Annotated in this window: 17 protein-coding genes; 8 read left to right on the forward strand and 9 right to left on the reverse strand. The window is 65.8% G+C overall.

The features are described from left to right. The first annotated feature begins 171 nt into the window (after window positions 1–171). The 3 genes from ACQR13_RS25680 (at window position 172) to ACQR13_RS25690 (ending at window position 2,280) form a co-directional block, all read left to right on the forward strand. Window positions 172–744 carry a glycosyl transferase gene (locus ACQR13_RS25680; protein ID WP_316167468.1) on the forward strand — a complete coding sequence of 191 codons (573 nt, stop codon included), beginning with the start codon at window positions 172–174 and terminating at the stop codon, window positions 742–744. 64 nt (window positions 745–808) lie between these two features. Further along, on the forward strand, window positions 809–1,738 hold the full coding sequence (locus ACQR13_RS25685) for a bifunctional helix-turn-helix transcriptional regulator/GNAT family N-acetyltransferase (RefSeq protein ID WP_316226369.1): 930 nt from the start codon (window positions 809–811) through the stop codon (window positions 1,736–1,738). Window positions 1,739–1,857: 119 nt separating this feature from the next. Then, window positions 1,858–2,280 (forward strand): hypothetical protein, encoded by a 423-nt coding sequence (locus tag ACQR13_RS25690; protein WP_316171363.1) that lies wholly within the window; start codon window positions 1,858–1,860, stop codon window positions 2,278–2,280. A 40-nt stretch (window positions 2,281–2,320) separates the two neighbouring features. Here ACQR13_RS25690 and moaB read toward each other — a convergent pair whose 3' ends face one another. Then, a complete protein-coding gene (gene moaB / locus ACQR13_RS25695; RefSeq protein ID WP_315739947.1) occupies window positions 2,321–2,884 on the reverse strand; it encodes a molybdenum cofactor biosynthesis protein B in 564 nt (187 codons plus the stop codon). Between the two features lie 9 nt (window positions 2,885–2,893). Then, window positions 2,894–3,814, reverse strand: coding sequence for a KPN_02809 family neutral zinc metallopeptidase (gene ypfJ, locus ACQR13_RS25700; RefSeq protein WP_315717256.1), 921 nt, complete (start codon window positions 3,812–3,814; stop codon window positions 2,894–2,896). A gap of 384 nt (window positions 3,815–4,198) precedes the next feature. On the opposite strand from ypfJ, the gene ACQR13_RS25705 reads away from it, so the two are divergent. After that, complete coding sequence (locus tag ACQR13_RS25705) at window positions 4,199–5,332, forward strand: site-specific DNA-methyltransferase (protein WP_315717257.1); 1,134 nt, start codon at window positions 4,199–4,201, stop codon at window positions 5,330–5,332. 3 nt (window positions 5,333–5,335) lie between these two features. Here ACQR13_RS25705 and ACQR13_RS25710 read toward each other — a convergent pair whose 3' ends face one another. From ACQR13_RS25710 to ACQR13_RS25735, 6 genes are all read right to left on the reverse strand, one after another. Next, complete coding sequence (locus ACQR13_RS25710) at window positions 5,336–6,364, reverse strand: hypothetical protein (protein WP_316193416.1); 1,029 nt, start codon at window positions 6,362–6,364, stop codon at window positions 5,336–5,338. Between the two features lie 295 nt (window positions 6,365–6,659). Continuing rightward, window positions 6,660–9,191 (reverse strand): HWE histidine kinase domain-containing protein, encoded by a 2,532-nt coding sequence (locus ACQR13_RS25715; RefSeq protein WP_316193417.1) that lies wholly within the window; start codon window positions 9,189–9,191, stop codon window positions 6,660–6,662. Continuing rightward, a complete protein-coding gene (locus ACQR13_RS25720; protein WP_315826973.1) occupies window positions 9,188–9,781 on the reverse strand; it encodes a biliverdin-producing heme oxygenase in 594 nt (197 codons plus the stop codon). The genes ACQR13_RS25715 and ACQR13_RS25720 overlap by 4 nt, the downstream gene beginning before the upstream one ends. Window positions 9,782–9,942: 161 nt before the next feature. After that, window positions 9,943–10,563, reverse strand: coding sequence for a glutathione S-transferase family protein (locus tag ACQR13_RS25725; RefSeq protein ID WP_315750418.1), 621 nt, complete (start codon window positions 10,561–10,563; stop codon window positions 9,943–9,945). 870 nt (window positions 10,564–11,433) lie between these two features. Then, complete coding sequence (locus ACQR13_RS25730; RefSeq protein ID WP_316171360.1) at window positions 11,434–11,757, reverse strand: hypothetical protein; 324 nt, start codon at window positions 11,755–11,757, stop codon at window positions 11,434–11,436. Window positions 11,758–11,865: 108 nt separating this feature from the next. Continuing rightward, on the reverse strand, window positions 11,866–12,411 hold the full coding sequence (locus tag ACQR13_RS25735) for a hypothetical protein (protein WP_316171359.1): 546 nt from the start codon (window positions 12,409–12,411) through the stop codon (window positions 11,866–11,868). A 283-nt stretch (window positions 12,412–12,694) separates the two neighbouring features. Between ACQR13_RS25735 and ACQR13_RS25740 the strand changes: the two genes are divergently transcribed. Next, window positions 12,695–13,516 carry a hypothetical protein gene (locus ACQR13_RS25740; RefSeq protein WP_316171358.1) on the forward strand — a complete coding sequence of 274 codons (822 nt, stop codon included), beginning with the start codon at window positions 12,695–12,697 and terminating at the stop codon, window positions 13,514–13,516. 318 nt (window positions 13,517–13,834) lie between these two features. On the opposite strand, the gene mutY is transcribed toward ACQR13_RS25740, so the two are convergent. After that, window positions 13,835–14,938: an A/G-specific adenine glycosylase gene (gene mutY / locus ACQR13_RS25745; RefSeq protein ID WP_316171357.1), complete on the reverse strand. Its 1,104-nt coding sequence runs from the start codon at window positions 14,936–14,938 to the stop codon at window positions 13,835–13,837. Between the two features lie 125 nt (window positions 14,939–15,063). Between mutY and ACQR13_RS25750 the strand changes: the two genes are divergently transcribed. From ACQR13_RS25750 to smc, 3 genes are all read left to right on the forward strand, one after another. Continuing rightward, window positions 15,064–15,543, forward strand: a complete 480-nt coding sequence (locus ACQR13_RS25750) for a DUF721 domain-containing protein (RefSeq protein ID WP_315717265.1) — start codon at window positions 15,064–15,066, stop codon at window positions 15,541–15,543. 118 nt (window positions 15,544–15,661) lie between these two features. After that, window positions 15,662–16,318 (forward strand): DsbA family protein, encoded by a 657-nt coding sequence (locus ACQR13_RS25755; protein ID WP_315717267.1) that lies wholly within the window; start codon window positions 15,662–15,664, stop codon window positions 16,316–16,318. A gap of 242 nt (window positions 16,319–16,560) precedes the next feature. Further along, a complete protein-coding gene (gene smc, locus ACQR13_RS25760) occupies window positions 16,561–20,025 on the forward strand; it encodes a chromosome segregation protein SMC (RefSeq protein WP_434863372.1) in 3,465 nt (1,154 codons plus the stop codon). Window positions 20,026–20,053: the final 28 nt, after the last annotated feature.

Consider the following 20,053-nt stretch of genomic DNA (forward strand, 5'->3'; position numbering starts at 1 on the left):
TCAAGCGCGAGCTTCAGCAACACGGCACCTTGAAATAGCACCGTTCGGGCGCGGCCCCGAACGGCGCGGCCAGGTGCGTGCTGCAAAATTCCGCAGCGCAGCGGGCTGATTTGGCTATGACAAGATGATAACAGTCAAGCCGGAGGCGCGACAGATAGCGATGCCAGTTTCATGCTGAGCGTGATCATTCCGACCGAAGGTGTCGAGCAGACCGCCGTGGCCACCCTGTCCGCGCTGGTGCCGGGCGCCGCGGCCGGTGTCGTCACCGAGGTGCTGCTGGTCGATCGCTCGCCCGATTCCAGCGTGATCGAGCGGGTCGCGGACGTCGCTGGCTGCCACTTCATGAAGTTCGAGGGCTCCCAGGCCGCGGCCCTGGCTGCAGGGGCCGCCAGCGCGCGTGCGCCCTGGCTGATGTTTCTGCCCGCCGGCGCGATGCTCGATCCCGGCTGGATCGATGAAACCATGCAGTTCGTCCAGAGCGTCGCCACCGCCGGCCGGCCGCGCGCTGGCGTCTTCCGCTATGCCCGGTCTCCCTATGCCGCAATCAGCCTGCGCGACCGGCTGCGCGCGGTTGCGCGGGTCCTGGTCGGGCCGCTCGGCGACCAGGGTCTCTTGATCGCCAGGGATCACTACCGGCAGCTCGGCGGATACAAGCCCGACCACAAGCGCGCCGAAACGCGGCTGCTGCGTCAGCTCGGCCGTTCCTCGCGGACGATGCTGCGCAGCCGGATCGTGATGGTGTAGCGGCACGACAATACTTGCCAAAGTCAATCAATTGGTTGACAATGGCAAATATTGGAGGTGCCCCATGAATTCCGCCCCAGCCGACGGCCAGGTCGCCGCCATCCGCGCGTTCAACCGTTTCTACACCAGGAAGCTCGGCGCGCTGGACCAGCATCTGCTCGACAGTCCGTTTTCTCTGGCCGAGGCGCGTGTGCTCTATGAACTCGCACAGTACGACGCCATCTCGGCCAAGGAGATCGGTCTCTCGCTCGGCCTCGATGCCGGCTATCTCAGCCGCATCGTCCAGAGCTTCGACGAGCAGGGGCTGATCACCCGCACGCCTTTGCCAACCGATCGCAGGCAGCAGCAGCTCGGCCTGACCGCAAGAGGCCGGCAGGCCTATGCCAAGCTCGACCGCAGCTCGCAGAAGGAGATCGCGGCCATGCTGGCGCCGCTGGCGCCATCCGTGCGCGACCGGCTGGTCGGTGCAATGACGACGATCGAGACCGCCCTGGAGCCGCAGCAGCCGGGCCGCTCCCCAGTGCTGCTGCGCAGCCATCGCCCGGGCGACATCGGCTGGGTGGTTTCACGGCACGGCGCCGTCTACGCCGAGGAATATGGTTGGGACGTCTCGTTCGAGGCGTTGGTCGCCGAGATCGGCGCACAGTTCATCAGGAGCTACGACCCGGCGCGCGAGCACTGCTGGATCGCCGAGCTTGCGGGCGAGCCGGTCGGCTCGATCTTCCTGGTCAAGGGCAGCGACGAGGTCGCCAAGCTGCGGCTGCTGCTGGTCGAGAAGAAGGCCCGCGGTCTCGGCGTCGGCCGGGCCCTGACCGAACAATGCATCCGCTTCGCGCGCGAGAAGAACTACAGGATGATCGAGCTGTGGACGCAAAGTATTCTCACCGCCGCGCGCGACATCTATGCCCGCGCCGGGTTTCGCAAGATCGCCGAGGAGCCGCACGCCATGTTCGGCGTCCCGCTGACCGGCGAGACATGGCGGCTCGAGTTGTAGCCGGGCAGCTCGTGCAGCAACCGCCGGTAGGCCGAGATCACCTCCACAACAGGCTGCGCATGCCGATTGCGAAGTTCCCGCGCGCCGGTACTATCCCGCCAAACAGGGCGGGAGCAGTGATGGAATCGATGGTGCGATCGAAGCTTGCGGCGCTTGTCGCGCTCGCGGGCCTGTTTGGGGTCGAGGCCGGGACGGCGGCTCGCGCCGCGCCCAAAGGGCGCGCAACGGTCGCGATTACGCGCACGACGGACTTCCTCTATCTGGCGGCTCCAGCGGCGATCGAGATCAACGGCGCCAAGGTGGCGAGCCTTGGCCGCGGCGAGAGCTACAGCGGCTCGATTGCGCCCGGCGCCACCACGATCACAGTGTCGACATGGTCCTCGCCGGGCTCGTCGAACATTCGTTTCACCGCCGTGCCTGGCAAGACCTACCGGATGGTCGTGGGACCGCGCGGCCAGAATTTCGCGGCCAGCATGATGGGCGGCCTCATTGGCGCGGCCATCGAAGGCGGCGGCGCTTTCGAGATCGTACCCACGAAGTGAGACGCGCGATGGACGCGCGCCGCGTCGTCGTCCCGTGGCCCTATGCCGTCGCGCCCTGCGCCTTGGGCCGGCGCAGATGCTCGTCGAGCCGCGGCATGATCTCGACGAAGTTGCAGGGTCGCGTGCGGTAGTCGAGCTGGGCGGCGAGGATGCCGTCCCAGCCGTCACGGCAGGCCCCCGGTGATCCCGGCAGGCAGAAGATGTATGTCGCGCCGGCGACGCCGGCCGTGGCCCGGCTCTGGATCGTCGACGTCCCGATCTTGGCGTGGCTCAGCATGTGGAAGGCGATCGAGAAGCCGTCCATGCGCTTCTCGAACAGCGGCTCGATCGCTTCCGGCGTGACGTCACGGCCGGTGAAGCCGGTGCCGCCGGTGGTGATGACGACGTCGACGCCGGGATCGGCGATCCACGACTTCACCACCGCGCGAATCTTCTCGACGTCGTCGGTGACGATCTCGCGCGCCGCGAGCCTGTGGCCGGCAGCGGTCAGGCGGTCACTCAGGGTGGTACCGGACTTGTCGTCGGCAAGCGAACGCGTGTCGGACACCGTCAGCACGGCGATGTTGAGGGGAATGAAGCTCTTGCTCTCGTCGATCGCCATCATCGCGTCTCCCTACAGCGAACTGGCGCTGAACGTATTGCAGGCCTGCACCGTGCCCTGCTGGTAGCCGATCATGAACCAGCGTTTGCGCTGCGCGGCGGAGCCATGGGTGAACGAATCCGGCACCACGCGTCCGGTCGCCTTCCGCTGCAAGGTGTCGTCGCCGATCGCCGAGGCCGTCGTCAGCGCGGCGTCGATGTCGCCCTCCTCGAGGAAGCCCGGACGCTTCTTGGCCTCGCGATTGACCCAGACCCCGGACAGGCAGTCGGCCTGCAGTTCGACCTTGACCTGCAGCGCGTTGGCTTCGGCCTTGTTGTCCGACTGCTGCTGCATCCGCGTCACGCGCGGCAGGATGCCGAGCAGGTTCTGGATGTGGTGCCCGGCCTCGTGCGCAATGATGTAGGCCGCGGTGAACTTGCAGGCGCTGCCCGAGCAGCCCCGGAAGCGCGTCTCGACCTCGCGGAAGAAGTTGGTGTCGAGGAAGATCTGCCGGTCCGGCGGACAGTAGAACGGCCCCATCGCCGACTGCGCCATGCCGCAGCGGCCGCCATTGGTGCTGTTGCGAAACAGCACGATCTTGGGCCCGGTGTAATTCTGGCCGCTGGCCTGGAAGATCTCGCTCCAGCGGTCGTCGATCTCGCCGAGCACGCCGGCGATCATGTCGCCCATCTCGTCCTTCGGCGCGCCGGTCTTGCCGGGCGAGCGCCGATCGGCCTGCTGGGTCGGTGCGCCGCCGTGGCTGAGCATCTCAGCGCCGCCGATCAGGATGCGCGGATCGATGCCGAAGGCGTAGCCGATCAGGCCGAGAACGATGATGGTGCCGATGCCCAGCCCGCCGCCGCCGATCGGCAGACCCATACCACCGCCCATCCCGCCGCCTTCGTCGCGACGGTCATCGATGTCGTCGCTGCGACGGAAATCATCGTAACGCATGGGCGGCCTTTCCTCACGATTCTTGCGCGGCTCTGCGCGAAATGCCTAACGCGGCAAACAGGTAAAATTTCCACTGTGTTAATCAATAACCCGGCCGGCAAATTTTGCCTAGCGCCGCCGAAAAAACTGGGCCGCGCCGAACCTCGATCGGCTGCACTCGCGCGCGACCGGCGCGAAAAACCCATCGCAATCGGCGTCTTGCGCAGAGACCATCGTGTATCGACGAACGGAATTCGTCGCCGGTGCGCGTGATGAATGCGTGCGCATCGATGCGAATAATTTTCCGGGTTAAGTCCATTTTTACTTTGCCGGGTCAATGTGTGGGCAGTCGGTTGTTAGGTCCCGCGTCGCCGACAGCGTCGCCTGAGTCAGAGTTCTTGAGTCATGGTAGAGTCGCGTCGCGGGGCGTCTGCAAGGGCGCCCCGCACTAAATTTCAGACCCTCGAAGAGCAACGAATCATCGTCGGCGACTGCGTCGCCGAGATGTCGAAACTGCCAGGCGCATCGGTCGACCTGGTGTTTGCAGATCCTCCGTACAATCTGCAGCTCAAGGGTGAGCTCAAGCGTCCCGACGAATCGCAGGTCGATGCGGTCGACGACGATTGGGACAAGTTCTCCTCGTTCTCCGCCTATGACGACTTCACGCGCGCCTGGCTGCTCGCCGCGCGCCGCCTGATGAAGCCGAGCGCGACGATCTGGGTGATCGGCTCCTATCACAACATCTTCCGCGTCGGCGCGATCATGCAGGATCTCGGCTTCTGGATCCTCAACGACATCGTCTGGCGCAAGTCCAACCCGATGCCGAACTTCCGCGGCCGCCGCTTCACCAACGCGCACGAGACCATGATCTGGGCCGCGCGGGACGAGAAGGCGAAGGGCTACACGTTCAACTACGAAGTGCTGAAGGCCGCCAACGAGGACGTCCAGGCGCGCTCGGACTGGCTGATTCCGCTGTGCACGGGCGAGGAACGGCTGAAGGACGGCGACGGCAAGAAGATCCATCCGACGCAGAAGCCGGAAGGCCTGCTGGCGCGGGTGCTGCTGTCATCCTCGAAACCCGGCGATCTGGTGATCGATCCGTTCAACGGCACCGGCACGACCGGAGCCGTGGCAAAACGCCTCGGCCGCCGCTACATCGGCTTCGAGCGCGACAAGGTCTATGCGAAGGCGGCAGAGCGGCGCATCGCCGCGGTCGAGCCGCTGCCGGAGGCAACGCTCGCACCGTTCATGACGGCGCGCGAAGCGCCGCGCGTCGCCTTCTCGGAGCTGATCGAACGCGGCATGATCGCGCCCGGCACCAAGCTCGTCGACTCCAAGCGCCGCCACGGCGCACTGGTGCGCGCCGATGGGGCCATCATGCTGGGTGACAAGGTCGGCTCGATCCACCGCATCGGCGCGGTGGCGCAAGGCCTGCCGGCCTGTAACGGCTGGACCTTCTGGCATGTCGAGACCAAGGGCGGCCTCAGGCTGATCGACGAATTGCGCGCCGAGATCCGCTCCGAGATGTCCGCCGCCTGACGCTCAGGAATTCCGGCGTTCCTGTCCGGAATAGCGCGCCAGCAGGTCTTCGACCTCGTACTGCTCATCGTAGCGAGCGTCGTCGCGCGGCACGACCGAGACCTGCGCTGTCGACTGCGACGATTTACCCCTGCGTCCCGCCAGGGCCGGATAGTAGCTGTCCACCGGCGGCAGGTGCATGCGATCGAGCTCGGGCTCCGTCGGCCAACGCGTGACGCGCCGGGCGGCCACCGGCTCGATGCGAAGCTGCCGCCTGCTCCGGGCGCGCGCAAACAGCACGCTGATCGAGAAGCCCGCGATCGCGACTGCGCCCAGGAAAGCAAACATCCGCGTCTTGGACGCATCATCCCCGGACATGCCGATCGTCACGGCCGGCGACGCATCCGCAGCGGCCAGCGCCGGCGTCGCGGGAGCAGCCGCTTCCGCGGCGCTGGTGTCGCTGGCGGCCGCGAGCGTGTAGGAGGACGCGCGGGGCGCGGCGGGCTGCGCCGCTGCCTGCAGCGTGCCGGACTGGTCGGGCCAACGCGTCGCAACAGCAGATTCGTTCACAGCCGCGCCGACCGGGTCGGGCGCAGCCGCCGCCGGCGCTGACGCCACGGGCGCCGGCGCGACGACCGGTGCAGGCGCGGCCGGAAATGCAGCAGCCGACGGAAAGGCAGACGTCGCCGCCACGGTCGGTGTCGAGGACACGACCTTCACCTCATCGGCGGCGTCCTTGGACGACGATTGGATCTCGGCACGTGCATTTGCCGCGGTCGACGAGAGCTGAGCCCGTTCCTTCTGCGAGGCGAGCTTGCGCGTGACCAGCGACGCGCCCTTCGCTTCGCGATCGTCGTCGCGCAGATACCAGCACTGCTTCTTGGTCGCGCGATCGATGCGATAGAACCAGTGCTTCCCCGCCGGCGTCCCCGCAGGCTTTGCAAGGCATTCGTCTGCAGCCGATGCCGGTGTAAACTCGATTGTCGTCGCAGCCGCTCCCGCCAGCACGGCGACAGCAACGCACGGCAACAAACTCGTCGTTCGATTCGTCATCAGACCTCCGACGATTCAACGCGCCCCCGCTGCGCCGTTTCGGCGATGACTTCGTTCGGAATAAGGCTGCGGAGGTTCCATTTGTCGAAACAATGTTAGAACAGCGGTGTCCTTTGGATGCGTTCTAATATTTTTGGGCTGTTTTGTCGCAGCAACAGTGGGAATAGTCGATGATCTGTCTCCCGTCGTGCGTTGTCGCGCTCATGTGCAACACGCGGATGTGAGAAAACCCAAGACTGCAATCATAAATGCCAATCACCGCGACGCGCAAAGCCGACCTTGATGCGCGTGCGACTCATTTGATCTTCGTCAATGCCTTCTCGACGACTTCGCGCGTGTACGGCTTCTGAATCACCGGCATGTCGGACAGCTCCGCCGGAATCGGCGCACGCTCGCCATAGCCGGTCGCGAACAAGAAGGGCACACCGAGTTCCTTCAGCCGGTGCCCGACAGGCAGGCTGCTTTCCGCGCCGAGGTTGATGTCGAGCAGTGCGAAGCTCGGCACCGCGCGCTCGATCGACTTCAGCGCCTGACTGACCGACGCCGCGGTGTCGATGTGCCGCGCTCCCAGCTCGAGCAGAATCACTTCGGCGCCCATCGCGATGATCAGATTGTCCTCGACGATCAGCACCGTACCGGACAGGCGCGGCGTGTCCTCTTCCTTGCGCTGGTGCCTGGAGGGTGCCCCCGTCATCGCCGGCACCATCTGGACGAAATTGGCAGGGATCACGAAGCGCGCCTGCACGCCGAGCAGGTCGAAGCGGATCTCGGCGTCGCCCTTGAGGTCGAACGGCACCGAACGCTCGATGATGGTGGTGCCGAAGCCGCGCCGCGACGGCGGCTGCACCGGCGGCCCGCCGCTCTCCTTCCAGTCGATGACCAGGCTCGCCCCGGGATCGAGCCGCCAGATCACCTGCACCTGCCCTGTGGAGTCGGCGAGCGCGCCGTATTTCGCTGAGTTGGTCATCATCTCGTGCACGACGAGCGCGAGCGTTGCGAACGCCTTGGGGTCGAGCGCGACCTCTGGACCTTCCATGCGCACCCGTCCGGCCCTTGAGCCGAGATAGGCGCCAGCCTCCGATTCGAGCAGATGGCGGAGCGCGACGGGGGCCCAATTCAGGTTGGTGATCTGGTCGTGCGCCCGCGCCAACGCCTGGATGCGGCCGCCGAGCACGGACGCGAACTCCTCCACCGAGGTCGCCGTGTCCTTGCTCTGCGCGACGAGGCCACGCACGAGACTGAGGATGTTGCGGACGCGATGATTGAGCTCGGCGATCATCAGCTCCTGCCGCTCCTGCGCGCCGCGGCGCTCGCGCGCGGCGAGCTCGGAGAGTTGCAGGATCACTTCGAGCAGCGTGACGCGCAGGCTCTCGGCGATGCGCAAATCCGCCGCCGTCCACGGCTTCGACTGGCCGGCCACCGTCTGCTGCCACAGCTCGAAGCTCTTGCGCGGCGTCAGGCGGGAACCGTTCGGGCCCTCGGCATAGCTCTTATTCGGATCGCCCGCCCAGTTGACCGCGCGCAGCACCTCGCGGCGGAAGAAGATCAGGCAGTCGCGCGGCGTGCGCGAGATCGGAATGGCGAGGAAGCCGGCGGCGCGATCGCGAAATGCCTCGCCCGCCGCGTAGACCTTGGCAATCTCGGCGCTGGCGCAGATGCGGCCGGGGGAGGTCCGGTTGATGAAGCCGATGAGGTCCTGCACCTCCTCTTCGGTCGGCGTCTCGCCGTCGAGCGTGATCTCGTCATCGGACCACACGGCGATGCCGTCGCACTCGATCATCTGGCGATAGTCGGCGACGAACTCCAGGATCGCGCGCTTGCTGTGGGCCTGCGCGGCCGCGCGCTCGATCAGCCGCTCCTGGATCTGATGCGCGCGCGTCTCGTAGGCGATGTCGGTCTCGCGCTCGCGCGCCTCGAGCAGCCAGGAGTACATCTGACCGAACAGCTCGGCCGCAGTGCGCTTCTCGAACGACAGGTGATGCGGCGCATAATGATGGCAGGCGAACAGGCCCCACAGTTTGCCTTCGCGCAGAATCGAGACCGACATCGACGCGGCGACGCCCATGTTGCGGAGATACTCGATGTGAATGGGGGAGACCGCGCGCAGCACGCTCATCGACAGGTCGAGCAGTCCGGCATTGTGCGTCGGCGTCGACAGCAGCGGCGCCGGCGCCGCGTTGATGTCGGCGATGATCCGCAGCCAGTTGCGCTGATAGAGCTGCCGCGCCTGCTTGGGAATGTCCGAGGCCGGATAATGCAGCCCGAGGAACGGCTCCAGGCCGGAGCCCGCGACCTCGGCGATCACCTCACCCGAGCCGTCGGGATGAAACCGATACACCATCACCCGATCGAAGCCGGTCAGCAGCTTGAGCTGGCGCGCCGCCTCCTGCGCCAGGTCCATCATCCCCGCCGTCTTGCGGATGCGGCCGAGCATCAACCGCACCAGCTCGCCGGAATTGACGCCGGGCTCGATCAGACTGGGCTCGGCCTCGACGACGAGATACGCACCGGAAAAGTGGATGGCGAGATCGAAAAGCTTGCCACGGCCCTGCAGATCGACGCCGAACACGCGCTCGACCGCATCGGGGCCGCTGAGATAGTCGACCCTGGCGCGGATCGCGGCCGCGGCCGCCTCCGAGAGCACGGCGTCGAGCGGCCGCTGCAGCAGCCAGCCGATATCGCCGCCGAGAAAATCCGGCGCGTTCTCCGAGGCCATGCATATGGTGAAGTCCGACACCAGCGCCAGCAGGAAGCCAAACGGCTGAACCGTCCCGGGAACATGGATAGGCTCGCGATCGCAATTGGTGAGGTTGACCGGCTCGTTCATGCTGCTGCCATCGCCTTCGCAAACATCGCGAACGCTTCGCGTGCACTCACGATCATCCTGACTTCCTCGTCGGCCGTCGTCCGCGCCTGCGCGAGTTGCGACAGGAAGCTGCTCCACAAGCCCTGCCGCGCGCCATGGCCGAGATAGCGCGTCGCGCGTCTCACCCGCGGATCGGCGGAGGCCGCGACCATGCGCAGCAGATAGGCTGCGCCGAGCCGAGATCCCTCGAGTACGTAGAGCGTGCCGAATACGCCCGCACGGTCGAGCGAGAGTGCGGGAAGGTCCATCGGAATCGGCACGGCACCGAAATCCGCGAGATCGCTGGCGATCGCCTGCGATCGTCGGCGCTGCGGCCAGTCCTCGATCAGATCATCCACCCCGGCCTGATCGAGCGCCGCCTCCAACGGCAGCAGCGCGGCTGCGCTGGCCTGCAGGAACCGGCGATAATGAGCCGTCGTGGTGAGATCGAAATGAACGAGCCCCTCATCCAGCGCGCGGTGCGCCGAGGCCGTCGCCGCCTTCAGTCTCTCGCGGATGCTCTCGGTGCCGGTCACGCGCAAACGGTCATCTGAAACGGCAGCCGGCAACATCAAGGGGTCCCAGAAAAGGAGATCGGTCGCAGGCGCGCCACGGCTTCCTGCAACGTCGATGGCCGGATTTGGGTTCCAGCTTCGCGCGGCTATTTTTTCCGCTCTCCCGATGCGCCATGCTGGCGGGCGCTGTTCCGACGCCATGGCCTCGAGGATGGCCGTCAGCCCGCCAGCTCGGCCAGCGCCTTCTTGACGGCCGGCCGCCCGGACATGCGGCCAAAATGGTCGGCGACCTTCGGGAAGGCGTTGATGTCGACGCCGTCGCCTTCGAGCCATTGCGCGATCGTGAAAAGATAGGGATCGCAGATCGTGTACTGCTCGCCCATCACCCACGGGCCGCGCAGCATCTTCTGCTCGATCAGCGCGAAGCAGGCGCCCATCGTCTCCGGCACCTTCTTCTTCATGTCGGCGAAGGAGGACTCTTCGGTGGCCCAGCGATAGCCCCGCATCTTGTGCGCGTGGGCGATGTGGACCGTCGAGCAGAGATAGCTGTTGAAGGACTGCACCTCGGCAAAGGCGAAGACGTCGTCGAGCGGCGCAAGCCGCGCTTCCGGAAAGCGCTGCGCGATATAGGCGAGCATCGCCGGCGTCTCGGTCAGGACGCCCTGCTCCGTCACCAGCGCCGGCACGCGCCCCTTGGGATTGATCGCGAGATAGTCCGGGCTGTTCTGCTGGTTGGTCTTGAAGCTGAGCTTCTCGGCGACGTAGTCGGCGCCGGTCTCGGCCAGCGCGATGTGTGAAGCGAGCGCGCAGGTGCCCGGCGCGACATAGAGCTTGAGCATGGTGATCCCTGACAGATGATATCCGACCCTATCTGCACCGGTCCGGACCGTCCACCCCTGGCCGCCCGCGTGCGCCGTCATGGGCGATCTGCATTCTGCGGGCCGCGTGCTCGACCCGCGCGGATCCGGACACGACCCATGCCGATCGATGGCGATGCGACGACAGACATCCCGATGAAGGACATGAGCTCACCCTCTCGCGGCGCGCCGCGCCCGAGGTGTTGCCGAGAAGGACCCTCGCAAATGAGGAGGGCGCAGGGAATGCCGGGCGCTGGCCGCAACCCATGGCCCGCCTGCAGAAAGATAAGCAGGCGGCAGTCACCACAGGTCCAGCCGGTCATCCGGCATTCCCTGCGCGATGGGCTTCCGTTTTATACGTGATCTCCCCGGGGACCGGCTGTCTTGCCCCCGTCACCGGCGGATCATCATCACCGCCCGCTTGGCATCAGCATCGGGATGCCAGGACCACACGATTTCAACGTCCGCGAAAGGCCCCGCACCCGAACCACGACGGCAAGCCGCCGCAGCTCTGCACGAGGCCGGTCGACGTCGCTCGTCCTGACGACGCCGTCGCAGCCACCGCATCCCGCCCCGCGTGTCGTGACGACGCGTACGCCCCTCCTGCCGGGACGGAACGGCATGGATAAGACACCTGATTTGGGGGTGGAGTCAAGAAATATTCTGAAAAACGGAAGTCGAGCCTTGGGACGGGACGAAACGGCATCGGGAATGGCGGGCAAGGTCAGCACATTCTGCGCGTTGATGCGATCAGCACCGACCTGCACGACGCAGCCTCTCGTCGGTGCTGCTCGCTACCGAAGATTTTATGCACGGTCACCGTAATACTGCGTAATCCTGGAGTTGGGAAAGTCAGTCGGGGCCCCCTTGAGTGATCCAATCCTCGATGATCTGGATCTGATCATCCGGTATGAAAGGGCCTCCTTTCGGCATGCGTAACGCAGGACTGTCGATGCCTGTCCGGAGGTCGACCACCAGATTCGCGGCGGCTCCGTTTTGACCGATGACTTCCGGTTGAATGAGATGCTTTCCGTGACCCGATGCCGCGAGAAGGTTCGCCTTGGTGTCCCATTTGAAGGTCGCGCCGTGGCCCTTCAGATGGGCCGGTCTGCCTTTGGCCTGCACCCAGGTCGCCATGCCTTGCTCAAGAATGTCTTTGACTTGTTCAAAGCCCATTTTTGCCTCCTTTCGTCATTTCGAATCGATGACAAACTTCGAAAATATGTGGCTGAGGTTCAGCTTCTTTGGTCGCAGAACGACATTGTCGGCGGCATCCGTCACCGCCTACGTATCGTGACAGCTAAAGCAGTTGACGAAGCTATTCTGCGTGAACGACTCCATGGCCATGCTGGAGAGCCCGTCTTCGCCCGCGACGATTGCGGCGGGATCGTCCGTATCCATACCAGCCGGATTTGCAATCGGCATGTTCGCAGTCAGGAGCTTGGGCTTATCCATCCAGATCGCGCCCACGAGCCGATAATTGCGTCGCGGGTCGTTGGGAGCATTTTGCACGAACAGCGACGTCATGGACTTGTTCAAATCCGCAACATCTCCGTCCTCATCCGTACCCGTTACGACCGATTTCGACCCGGGAAACATCCGATAGACGGACGTTTGGACCGGCTTCCCTCCGCTAAGGAATGTTTGGGAGTTTTCGTCGAACGAAGACGCCATCGCGGCGTCCGACAGGAATCGATTGGCCGCCGACGAGCGCAGAGAAAAATTTCGGCGCTGATCGCGACTATTGGCAGCTTGATTGTTACGCCGATGTGCGGCAATTTTCAATTGTATTTTTAGATGGGGGTCTAAAATGTTTCGTTCCTTAGTCATTACTGCCGTTCTGATGTGTAGCCTTTCAAATTCGGCTCGTAGCGACACGATCCTCTGTCCCCGGCAAAAGGAGCCGACCTGCCAAGACATTCTTCCCGCTCAAGAGATGAACTGCGAACGGTCATTCTGCAATGTCGCCAAAAACTCCGACAACGGCCGTACGTCGTGTCTTTGGACTTGCGCTGCGCGCTTCGATAATTTCAGTATCAACGGTGTCCCTCTTCAATCGCTCCTTGATGCACTGAAGAAGTCGCAGCAACAGCAGTGACGCGGAGCAGACATCATGAAGCGAACGAGCATGACCGCTGTGGTGGCGGCAGCATTGTCCATGAGCTTGGCCGGCTGCGGAACTTACATACCGCAAATGCAGGAGGCTTGGGAAACTTCGCGTACGCCCGTGCTTACCGCAGGCGGCGATCTTGAATTTAAAATTCGCGAGAAAATCTACTGCGATATCGTTCAAGCAGTGCACGACAACGATTCACTGCTGCCTAGTCGATGGGGTGTGCAGACAACGGTGGATCTTCAGGTGGACGAGACCGGCGCCCTGAACCCCGGAATTTCCTTCATCGAACCTCTCGCGGACAGTCAATCACGTTCGCTCGGCCTCGGCGGTACGCTCTCTTCCCAAGGTACGCGCGAAGACAAATTTGGAAACTACTGGAATCTCGACAAGCTTCGGAATTTTCCCGGCGGCACGTGCGCTCAAGACCGTCCATCATTTCACGGTTCGTCCTTCCTCCTCGAGAGCCAATTGGGCATCTCGGAATGGCTGCGCGACCGGCTGCAATCCGAACTAGCGCTCCCGTCCTCGGCATTGCCCAAGGACGCCGGCGACACGTTCAAGCAAGACGTGCTGTCCTATCACGTCAAGTTCGTGGTGATCTCTTCCGGCACGATCAACCCGGTCTGGAAACTCGTCCGGTTTTCCGCCGGCGACGGGTCCACGCTCGGATCTCTGAACCGTACGCGGACCCATGATCTTCTGATCACATTCGGGCCCGCGTTCAAGCCCGGAGGCGCCAACGTCGCGTTGCTCTCGCACCAAGCCCAGGAAATCGGTATCGCGGTCTCGAACGGCAATCGGTCGTTGGCGCCGCGATAGACGCTTTCCAAAGGTGGTCCGAAATCCATCTTCGAAGTCGCACACGCATCACCACAACAACGCGGTCGGCGGACGCGGTAGGCGCTTTTTTCGATCGAGCCGATAGGCTCTTCGGGCCTCTTCGCGCTTTTGAAAGTGGGCTATCAGGAAAGATCGCATTTCGAGCTTTACGATCGTGAGGAAATTGGAGGCTAGGGTGTGGAGGCTAGGGGGCCCGCACGACAGCTCTGCATGAGCTGTGTGGCGTAGGGCGCGCCTTTGCCCGCCCTACGCCACACAGCTCACGGAGGGCCTTCAGCCTCCATCACACGCGTAGCTTCAATCCCCAAGCCCGTGCGCGACGACCTTGCGCATCACGTTGGGCAGCGCCTCGCCGTCCAGCGTCGCGATCGGGACCCAGCGCATGCCCTCCGGGGCGCGTGTCCGCGCCGGGACCCGCGCGGTATAGACCACGAGCTCCAGCGGGAAATGCGTGAAGACGTGGGTGACGACGCCGAGCCTGCGGTGCCAGCGTTTCACGCCGGCCAGCTCCGGCGCCTGGGCGAGCGCGTCGGCATCGTCCTGGCCAGCGAGCCATTCCGAGCCGGGAACCTCGGTCATGCCGCCGAGCAGGCCCTTTGCGGGGCGGGAGCGCACCAGCAGCTCGTCGCCTCGGATGACGACGAAGGCGGCGCCGCGACGGAGCGTGCCGGTCTTCTTGGCGGCCTTGCGCGGGAACGTCTCCTGGTCGCCGCGCTCGCGTGCGGCGCAGTCCTCGCTCAAGGGACACAGCGCGCAGGCCGGCTTCTTCGGCGTGCAGATGGTGGCGCCGAGATCCATCAGCGCCTGCGCGCTGTCGCCGGCGCGCGACGGCCCGAGCAGCGTCGCCGCCAGCGCCTGGATCTGCGGCTTGGCCTGCGGCAACGCCTCCTCCACCACGAACAGCCGCGAGACGACGCGCTCGATGTTGCCGTCGACCGGCATGGTCAGCCGATCGAACGCGATCGCGGCAATGGCCGCCGCGGTGTACGGACCGATGCCGGGCAGCGCGCGCAGCCCCTCCTCGGTGTCCGGGAACACGCCGCCATGCTCGCGCAGCACGGTGACGGCACAGGCATGCAGGTTGCGCGCCCGCGAATAATAGCCGAGGCCGGCCCACATCCGGAGCACGTCGTCGAGCTCGGCGCTGCCGAGCGCGGAGACATCCGGCCAGCGCGCCAAAAACTTCTCGAAATACGGCCCGACCGCCTTCACCGTGGTCTGCTGCAGCATGATTTCCGACAGCCAGACGCGATACGGATCGGAGCGCTGCCCGGCCGGCGCGCGCCACGGCAGCCGCCGGCGGTGGCGGTCGTACCAGGCGAGCAGTTGTGCGGGGCGCTCGGCGGAGCCGCGATTCTCTGGTCGGCTCTTGCGCTTGGAAGGAAGGGCTGATGACACCATTGGCTTAATCTAGTACGTCAGGAGCGATCGTCGCCCGCTGGACCGCCGTCTCGTCTGCGGCATCCACGGCTTTCTTCGAGCCCAGGCGGCTCGGACGGGCGGCAGACCACGAGAAGCCTGCATCGATGGCAAAGCCCGGCCGCCTCACCGCAAAACCGCTGTCGCTCATGATGGGCGACGTGCTGACGGCCGCCTATGCCAAGCAGGGCTTTGCCGCGCGCGAGCTGGTGACGCGCTGGCCGGAGATCGCGGGGCGCGAGATCGCCGAGCACGCCCAGCCGCTGAAGATGCAATGGCCGCGGCCGGTCGAGGGCCAGCCGCAGGAGCCGGCGACGCTGATTTTGCGCGTCGAGGGGCCGATGGCGCTGGAGATCCAGCATTCGTCGGACGTGATCCTGGAGCGGGTCAACCGCTTCTTCGGCTGGCACGCGGTCGGCAAGCTGGCGCTGCGCCAGGGGCCGCTGTTGCGCCCCCCAGTGAAGCGCCGCCCGGTGCCGCCCGATCCGAAGACGGTCGCGAAGGTCGCGCAGACCCTGACCGCGATCGAGGACGACGCCCTGCGCGACGCGCTGGCCCGCCTGGGCGCCGCCATCAAGCGAAATTGACGCTGACGCTTTGATCCCCATTTGCCGCCCGGCATTGCCTCCGGGTGGGTTTCAAGCTAGCGAAAAGCCGAGTTACGAGCGTTTCAGGCGCGAGATGCGCCCATTTCGGAGCAGAGCCTTGATCATCACCCGCCGCGCCTTCACCGCTGCCCTGTCGCTGACCGGCCTCGCCGCTCTGGCCGGCTTCTCCCCGCTGCGGCTGATCTCGGACGCGATGGCGCAGAGCGCCGCCGATGTCGCCAAGCCTCAGTCGTTGCCCGACATGGCGATCGGACCGGCGGACGCTGCGGTGACCATCACCGAATATGCCTCCATGACCTGCCCGCACTGCGCGGCGTTCAACGCCACCGTGTTCCCGAAGCTGAAGGCCGAATACATCGATACCGGCAAGATCCGCTACATCTTCCGCGAGTTCCCGCTCGACATCAAAGCCGCCGCGGGCTCGATGCTGACGCGCTGCATCGCCAAGGACGACGCGCAGAAGTATTTCGCGGTCACCGACATGCTGTTCCGCTCGCAGAACGACTGGGTGGTGAAGAACACGACGGAGACGCTGACGCGGATCGGCAAGCAGGCCGGTCTCAGCCAGCAGCAGGTCGAGGCCTGCCTCAAGGACCAGGCGTTGCTCGACAAGATCGCCGCCGACCAGAAATATGCGAGCGACATTCTTAAAGTCGATTCGACGCCGACCTTTTTCATCAACGGCGAGAAGATCAAGGGCGAGGCTTCGATCGAGGAGTTTCAGAAGAAGATCAACCCGCTTCTGAAGAGCTGATTCGAATCACTGAGTCATCAAAGACACAGCGCGGCCCCTCAATGGGCCGCTTCTGTTTCGTGGGCCGTTCGCCACGAGAAAGCCTTGGAAAAGCAGGCCCGGCGGGTTGCCCTGGGGACCAGCCCTCGCCATTGTCCCGCCCTCAGAATGAGGCGCCAGGGCGACTCAGTCCACATTGACATTGCCTTCCATGGTATTGTCGGGGCTGGGAGATTCGTCTCCCGCCAACAGAGAATCTGTGCATGAAACTCACGCGTCTTCGTCTTCACGGTTTCAAGACGTTCGTCGAACCGACTGACTTCGTGATCGAACCCGGCCTCACCGGCGTCGTCGGTCCGAACGGTTGCGGCAAGTCGAATCTGGTCGAGGCGCTGCGCTGGGCGATGGGCGAGACCTCGCACAAATCGCTGCGCGCCGCCGACATGGACGCTGTCATTTTCTCCGGCTCGAACACGCGGCCGTCGCGCAACCACGCCGAAGTGGTGATGACGATCGACAACAGCGATCGCACCGCGCCGGCGGCCGTGAACGACCGCGACATTCTCGAGATCTCGCGCCGCATCGAGCGCGAGGCGGGCTCGGTGTATCGCATCAACGGCCGCGACGTGCGCGCCCGCGACGTGCAGATCCTGTTCGCCGACGCCGCCACCGGCGCGCGTTCGCCGGCGCTGGTCCACCAGGGCAAGATCGGCGAGATCATTCAAGCGAAACCTGAGCAGCGCCGCCGCGTGCTGGAAGACGCCGCCGGCGTCGCCGGCCTGCATGCGCGCCGCCACGAGGCCGAGTTGCGGCTGAAGGCGGCGGAGACGAATCTGCTGCGCGTCGAGGACGTCATCGGCCAGCTCTCCGGCCAGATGGAAGGCCTGCGCAAGCAGGCGCGGCAGGCGATCCGCTACCGCGAGGTCGCGGCCAAGGTGCGCAAGGCCGAAGCGACGCTCTATCATCTGCGCTGGATGGGCGCGCATGCCGACCTCAACGACGCCGCGCATGTGCACGATGTCGCCGTGCGCGAGATGGCGGAGCGGACCCGCGAGCAGGCCGAATCGGCCCGCATCCAGGCGATCCGCTCGTCGCATCTGCCGGCGCTGCGCGAGGCCGAGGCCCGCGCCGCCGCGACGATGCAGCGGCTGAAGAATGCCCGCGATCTGCTCGACCGCGAGGAGGTGCGCGCCAAGGAGCGCGTTAGCGAGCTCGATCGCCGCCTGATGCAGCTCACCGCCGACGTCGCGCGCGAGCAGCAGCAGAACCAGGACGCGCAGGTCGCGCTGCAGCGCCTGGAGACCGAAGACGCGGAGCTGAAGGAAGAGATCAAGGCGCGCGTCGAGATGCGCAGCGGCGTCGACGAGCGCGTCGCCGAGGCCGAGGCTCTTCTCGCTGAGACCGAGCGGCAGTTCACGGAGCTGACGACGCAGCTCGCCGATCTCACCGCACGCCGCAACCAGCTCGAGGCCAACGTCCGCAGCCACCGCGAGCGTCTGGCCCGGCTCGACCAGGACATCGCCAATGTCCGCGCCGACGAGGAGCGACTGGCGCAGGAGACCGCGCATCTCGGTGATCTCGACACGCTAGCGGCGTCGCTCGAAGCGGCCGAGGAATCCGAGGCGCAGGCCGAGGCCGCGGTGCAGACCAACGAGTCGGCGCAGGCCAATGCGCGGCAGAAGCTCGAAGCCTCGCGCGCCCCGCTCGCCGAGGCCGAGAAGCGGGTGCAGCGGCTGGAGACCGAGGCGCGCACCATCTCCAAGATGGTGAACAGCGAGACCAAGAATCTGTGGCCGCCGATCATCGACGGCGTCACCGTGGCCAAGGGTTATGAGAAGGCGCTCGGCGCCGTGCTCGGCGACGACCTCGATGCGCCGGTCGACGCGTCCGCGCCGATGCACTGGACCGTCGCCGGCGCCGAGGTCACCGACCCCGCGCTGCCCGATGGCGTCGAGCCGCTCGCGGCCTATGTGCAGGCGCCGCCGGAGCTGTCGCGCCGCCTGGCCCAGATCGGCGTGGTGTCGCGCGACCGCGGCGCTCAACTCGTTTCTCAACTCAGGACCGGCCAGCGGCTGGTGTCGCCGGAAGGCGACGTCTGGCGCTGGGACGGCTTCATCGCCGCCGCGCATGCGCCGACCGGCGCGGCCCGGCGCTTGGCCGAGCGTGCTCGCCTGATCGATATCGAGGCCGAGCTCGAGCAGGCGCGCATCGATGCCGCCAACAAGCGCCAGGCGCTGGAGAGCGCCGAGGCCGAGGTGAGGGCCGCGACCGCCGCCGAGAGCGCCGCGCGCGAAGCCTGGCGCGCCGCGCAGCGCGAGGTGAACGCGGCGCGCGAGCGCCACGCCAATGCCGAGCGCGAAATCAATCGCCATTCGGCGCGCAAATCGGCGCTGGTCGAGGCCTCGACCCGCCTCGCCCATGACCGCGCCGAGATCGCCGAGCTGCACCAGAATGCGCTGGAGGCGATCGAGGAGCTGCCGGCGACCACCGAAGCCGATGGCCGGCTGGCGGCCGTGCGCGCCGAGATCGAGGCCAAGCGCCGCGCCGCGGCGCAGGTGCGCGCTGAAGCTCAGGCATTGGCCCGCGAGGCCGAGCTCGCCGACCGCCGCGTGCAGGCGATCATCAGCGAGCGCAACGACTGGTTCAACCGCATCCGCGGCGCCGGCTCGCAGATCGCCACCATCGAGGCGCGCATCGCCGAGGTGAAGGACGAGCGCGCCGAGCTCGACAACGCGCCGGAGATCTTCGCCGAGAAGCGCAGCGCGCTGATCGACGAGCTCGCCATCGCCGAGGAGGAGCGCCAGGTCGCGGCCGACGCGCTCGCCGAGGCCGAGACTGCGATGGGCGACACCGACCGCGCTGCGAAAGCGTCGCTGGAAGCGCTGTCCAAGTCGCGCGAAGCGGCCGCCCGCGCCGAGGAGCGGCTGGAGAGCGCCAAGCGCCGCGTCGGCGACGTCGAGCGCGAGATCCACGACATGCTCGAATGCGAGCCGCAGGCGGTCGCGGCGATGGCCGAGATCGGTCCGGACACGCAACTGCCGCCGCTGCACGAGATCGAAGAAACCTTGGAGAAGCTGCGCCGCGACCGCGAGCGGCTTGGCGCCGTCAACCTGCGCGCCGAGGAAGAACTCACCGAGGTCGAGGGCTCGCACACCGCGCTGACCACCGAGCGCGACGACCTGGTCGAGGCCATCAAGCGGCTGCGCCAGGGCATCCAGAGCCTCAACAAGGAGGCGCGCGAGCGTCTGCAATCCTCGTTCGAGACCGTCAACGACCACTTCAAGCGGCTGTTCACCGAGCTGTTCGGCGGCGGCGAAGCGGCGCTGCATCTGATCGAGAGCGACGATCCGCTCGAGGCCGGTCTCGAGATCATCGCCAAGCCGCCGGGCAAGAAGCCGCAGACGCTGTCGCTGCTGTCGGGCGGCGAGCAGGCGCTGACGGCGATGGCGCTGATCTTCGCGGTGTTCCTCACCAACCCTTCGCCGATCTGCGTGCTGGACGAGGTCGACGCGCCGCTCGACGACCACAACGTCGAACGCTTCTGCAACCTGCTGCACGAGATGAAGGGCTCGACCGAGACCCGCTTCATCATCATCACCCACAACCCGATCACCATGGCGCGCATGAACCGGCTGTTCGGCGTCACCATGGCCGAGCGCGGCGTGTCGCAGCTCGTCTCGGTCGCGCTCGACGAGGCCGTGAAGATCCTCGACCAGCAGGTGGCTTGATCTTGCTCCGTCATTCCGGATCGCCCGC

Origin of the sequence: Bradyrhizobium sp. HKCCYLRH3059 (assembly GCF_051168035.1) — a bacterium.
In the GTDB taxonomy this organism is placed as follows: domain Bacteria; phylum Pseudomonadota; class Alphaproteobacteria; order Rhizobiales; family Xanthobacteraceae; genus Bradyrhizobium.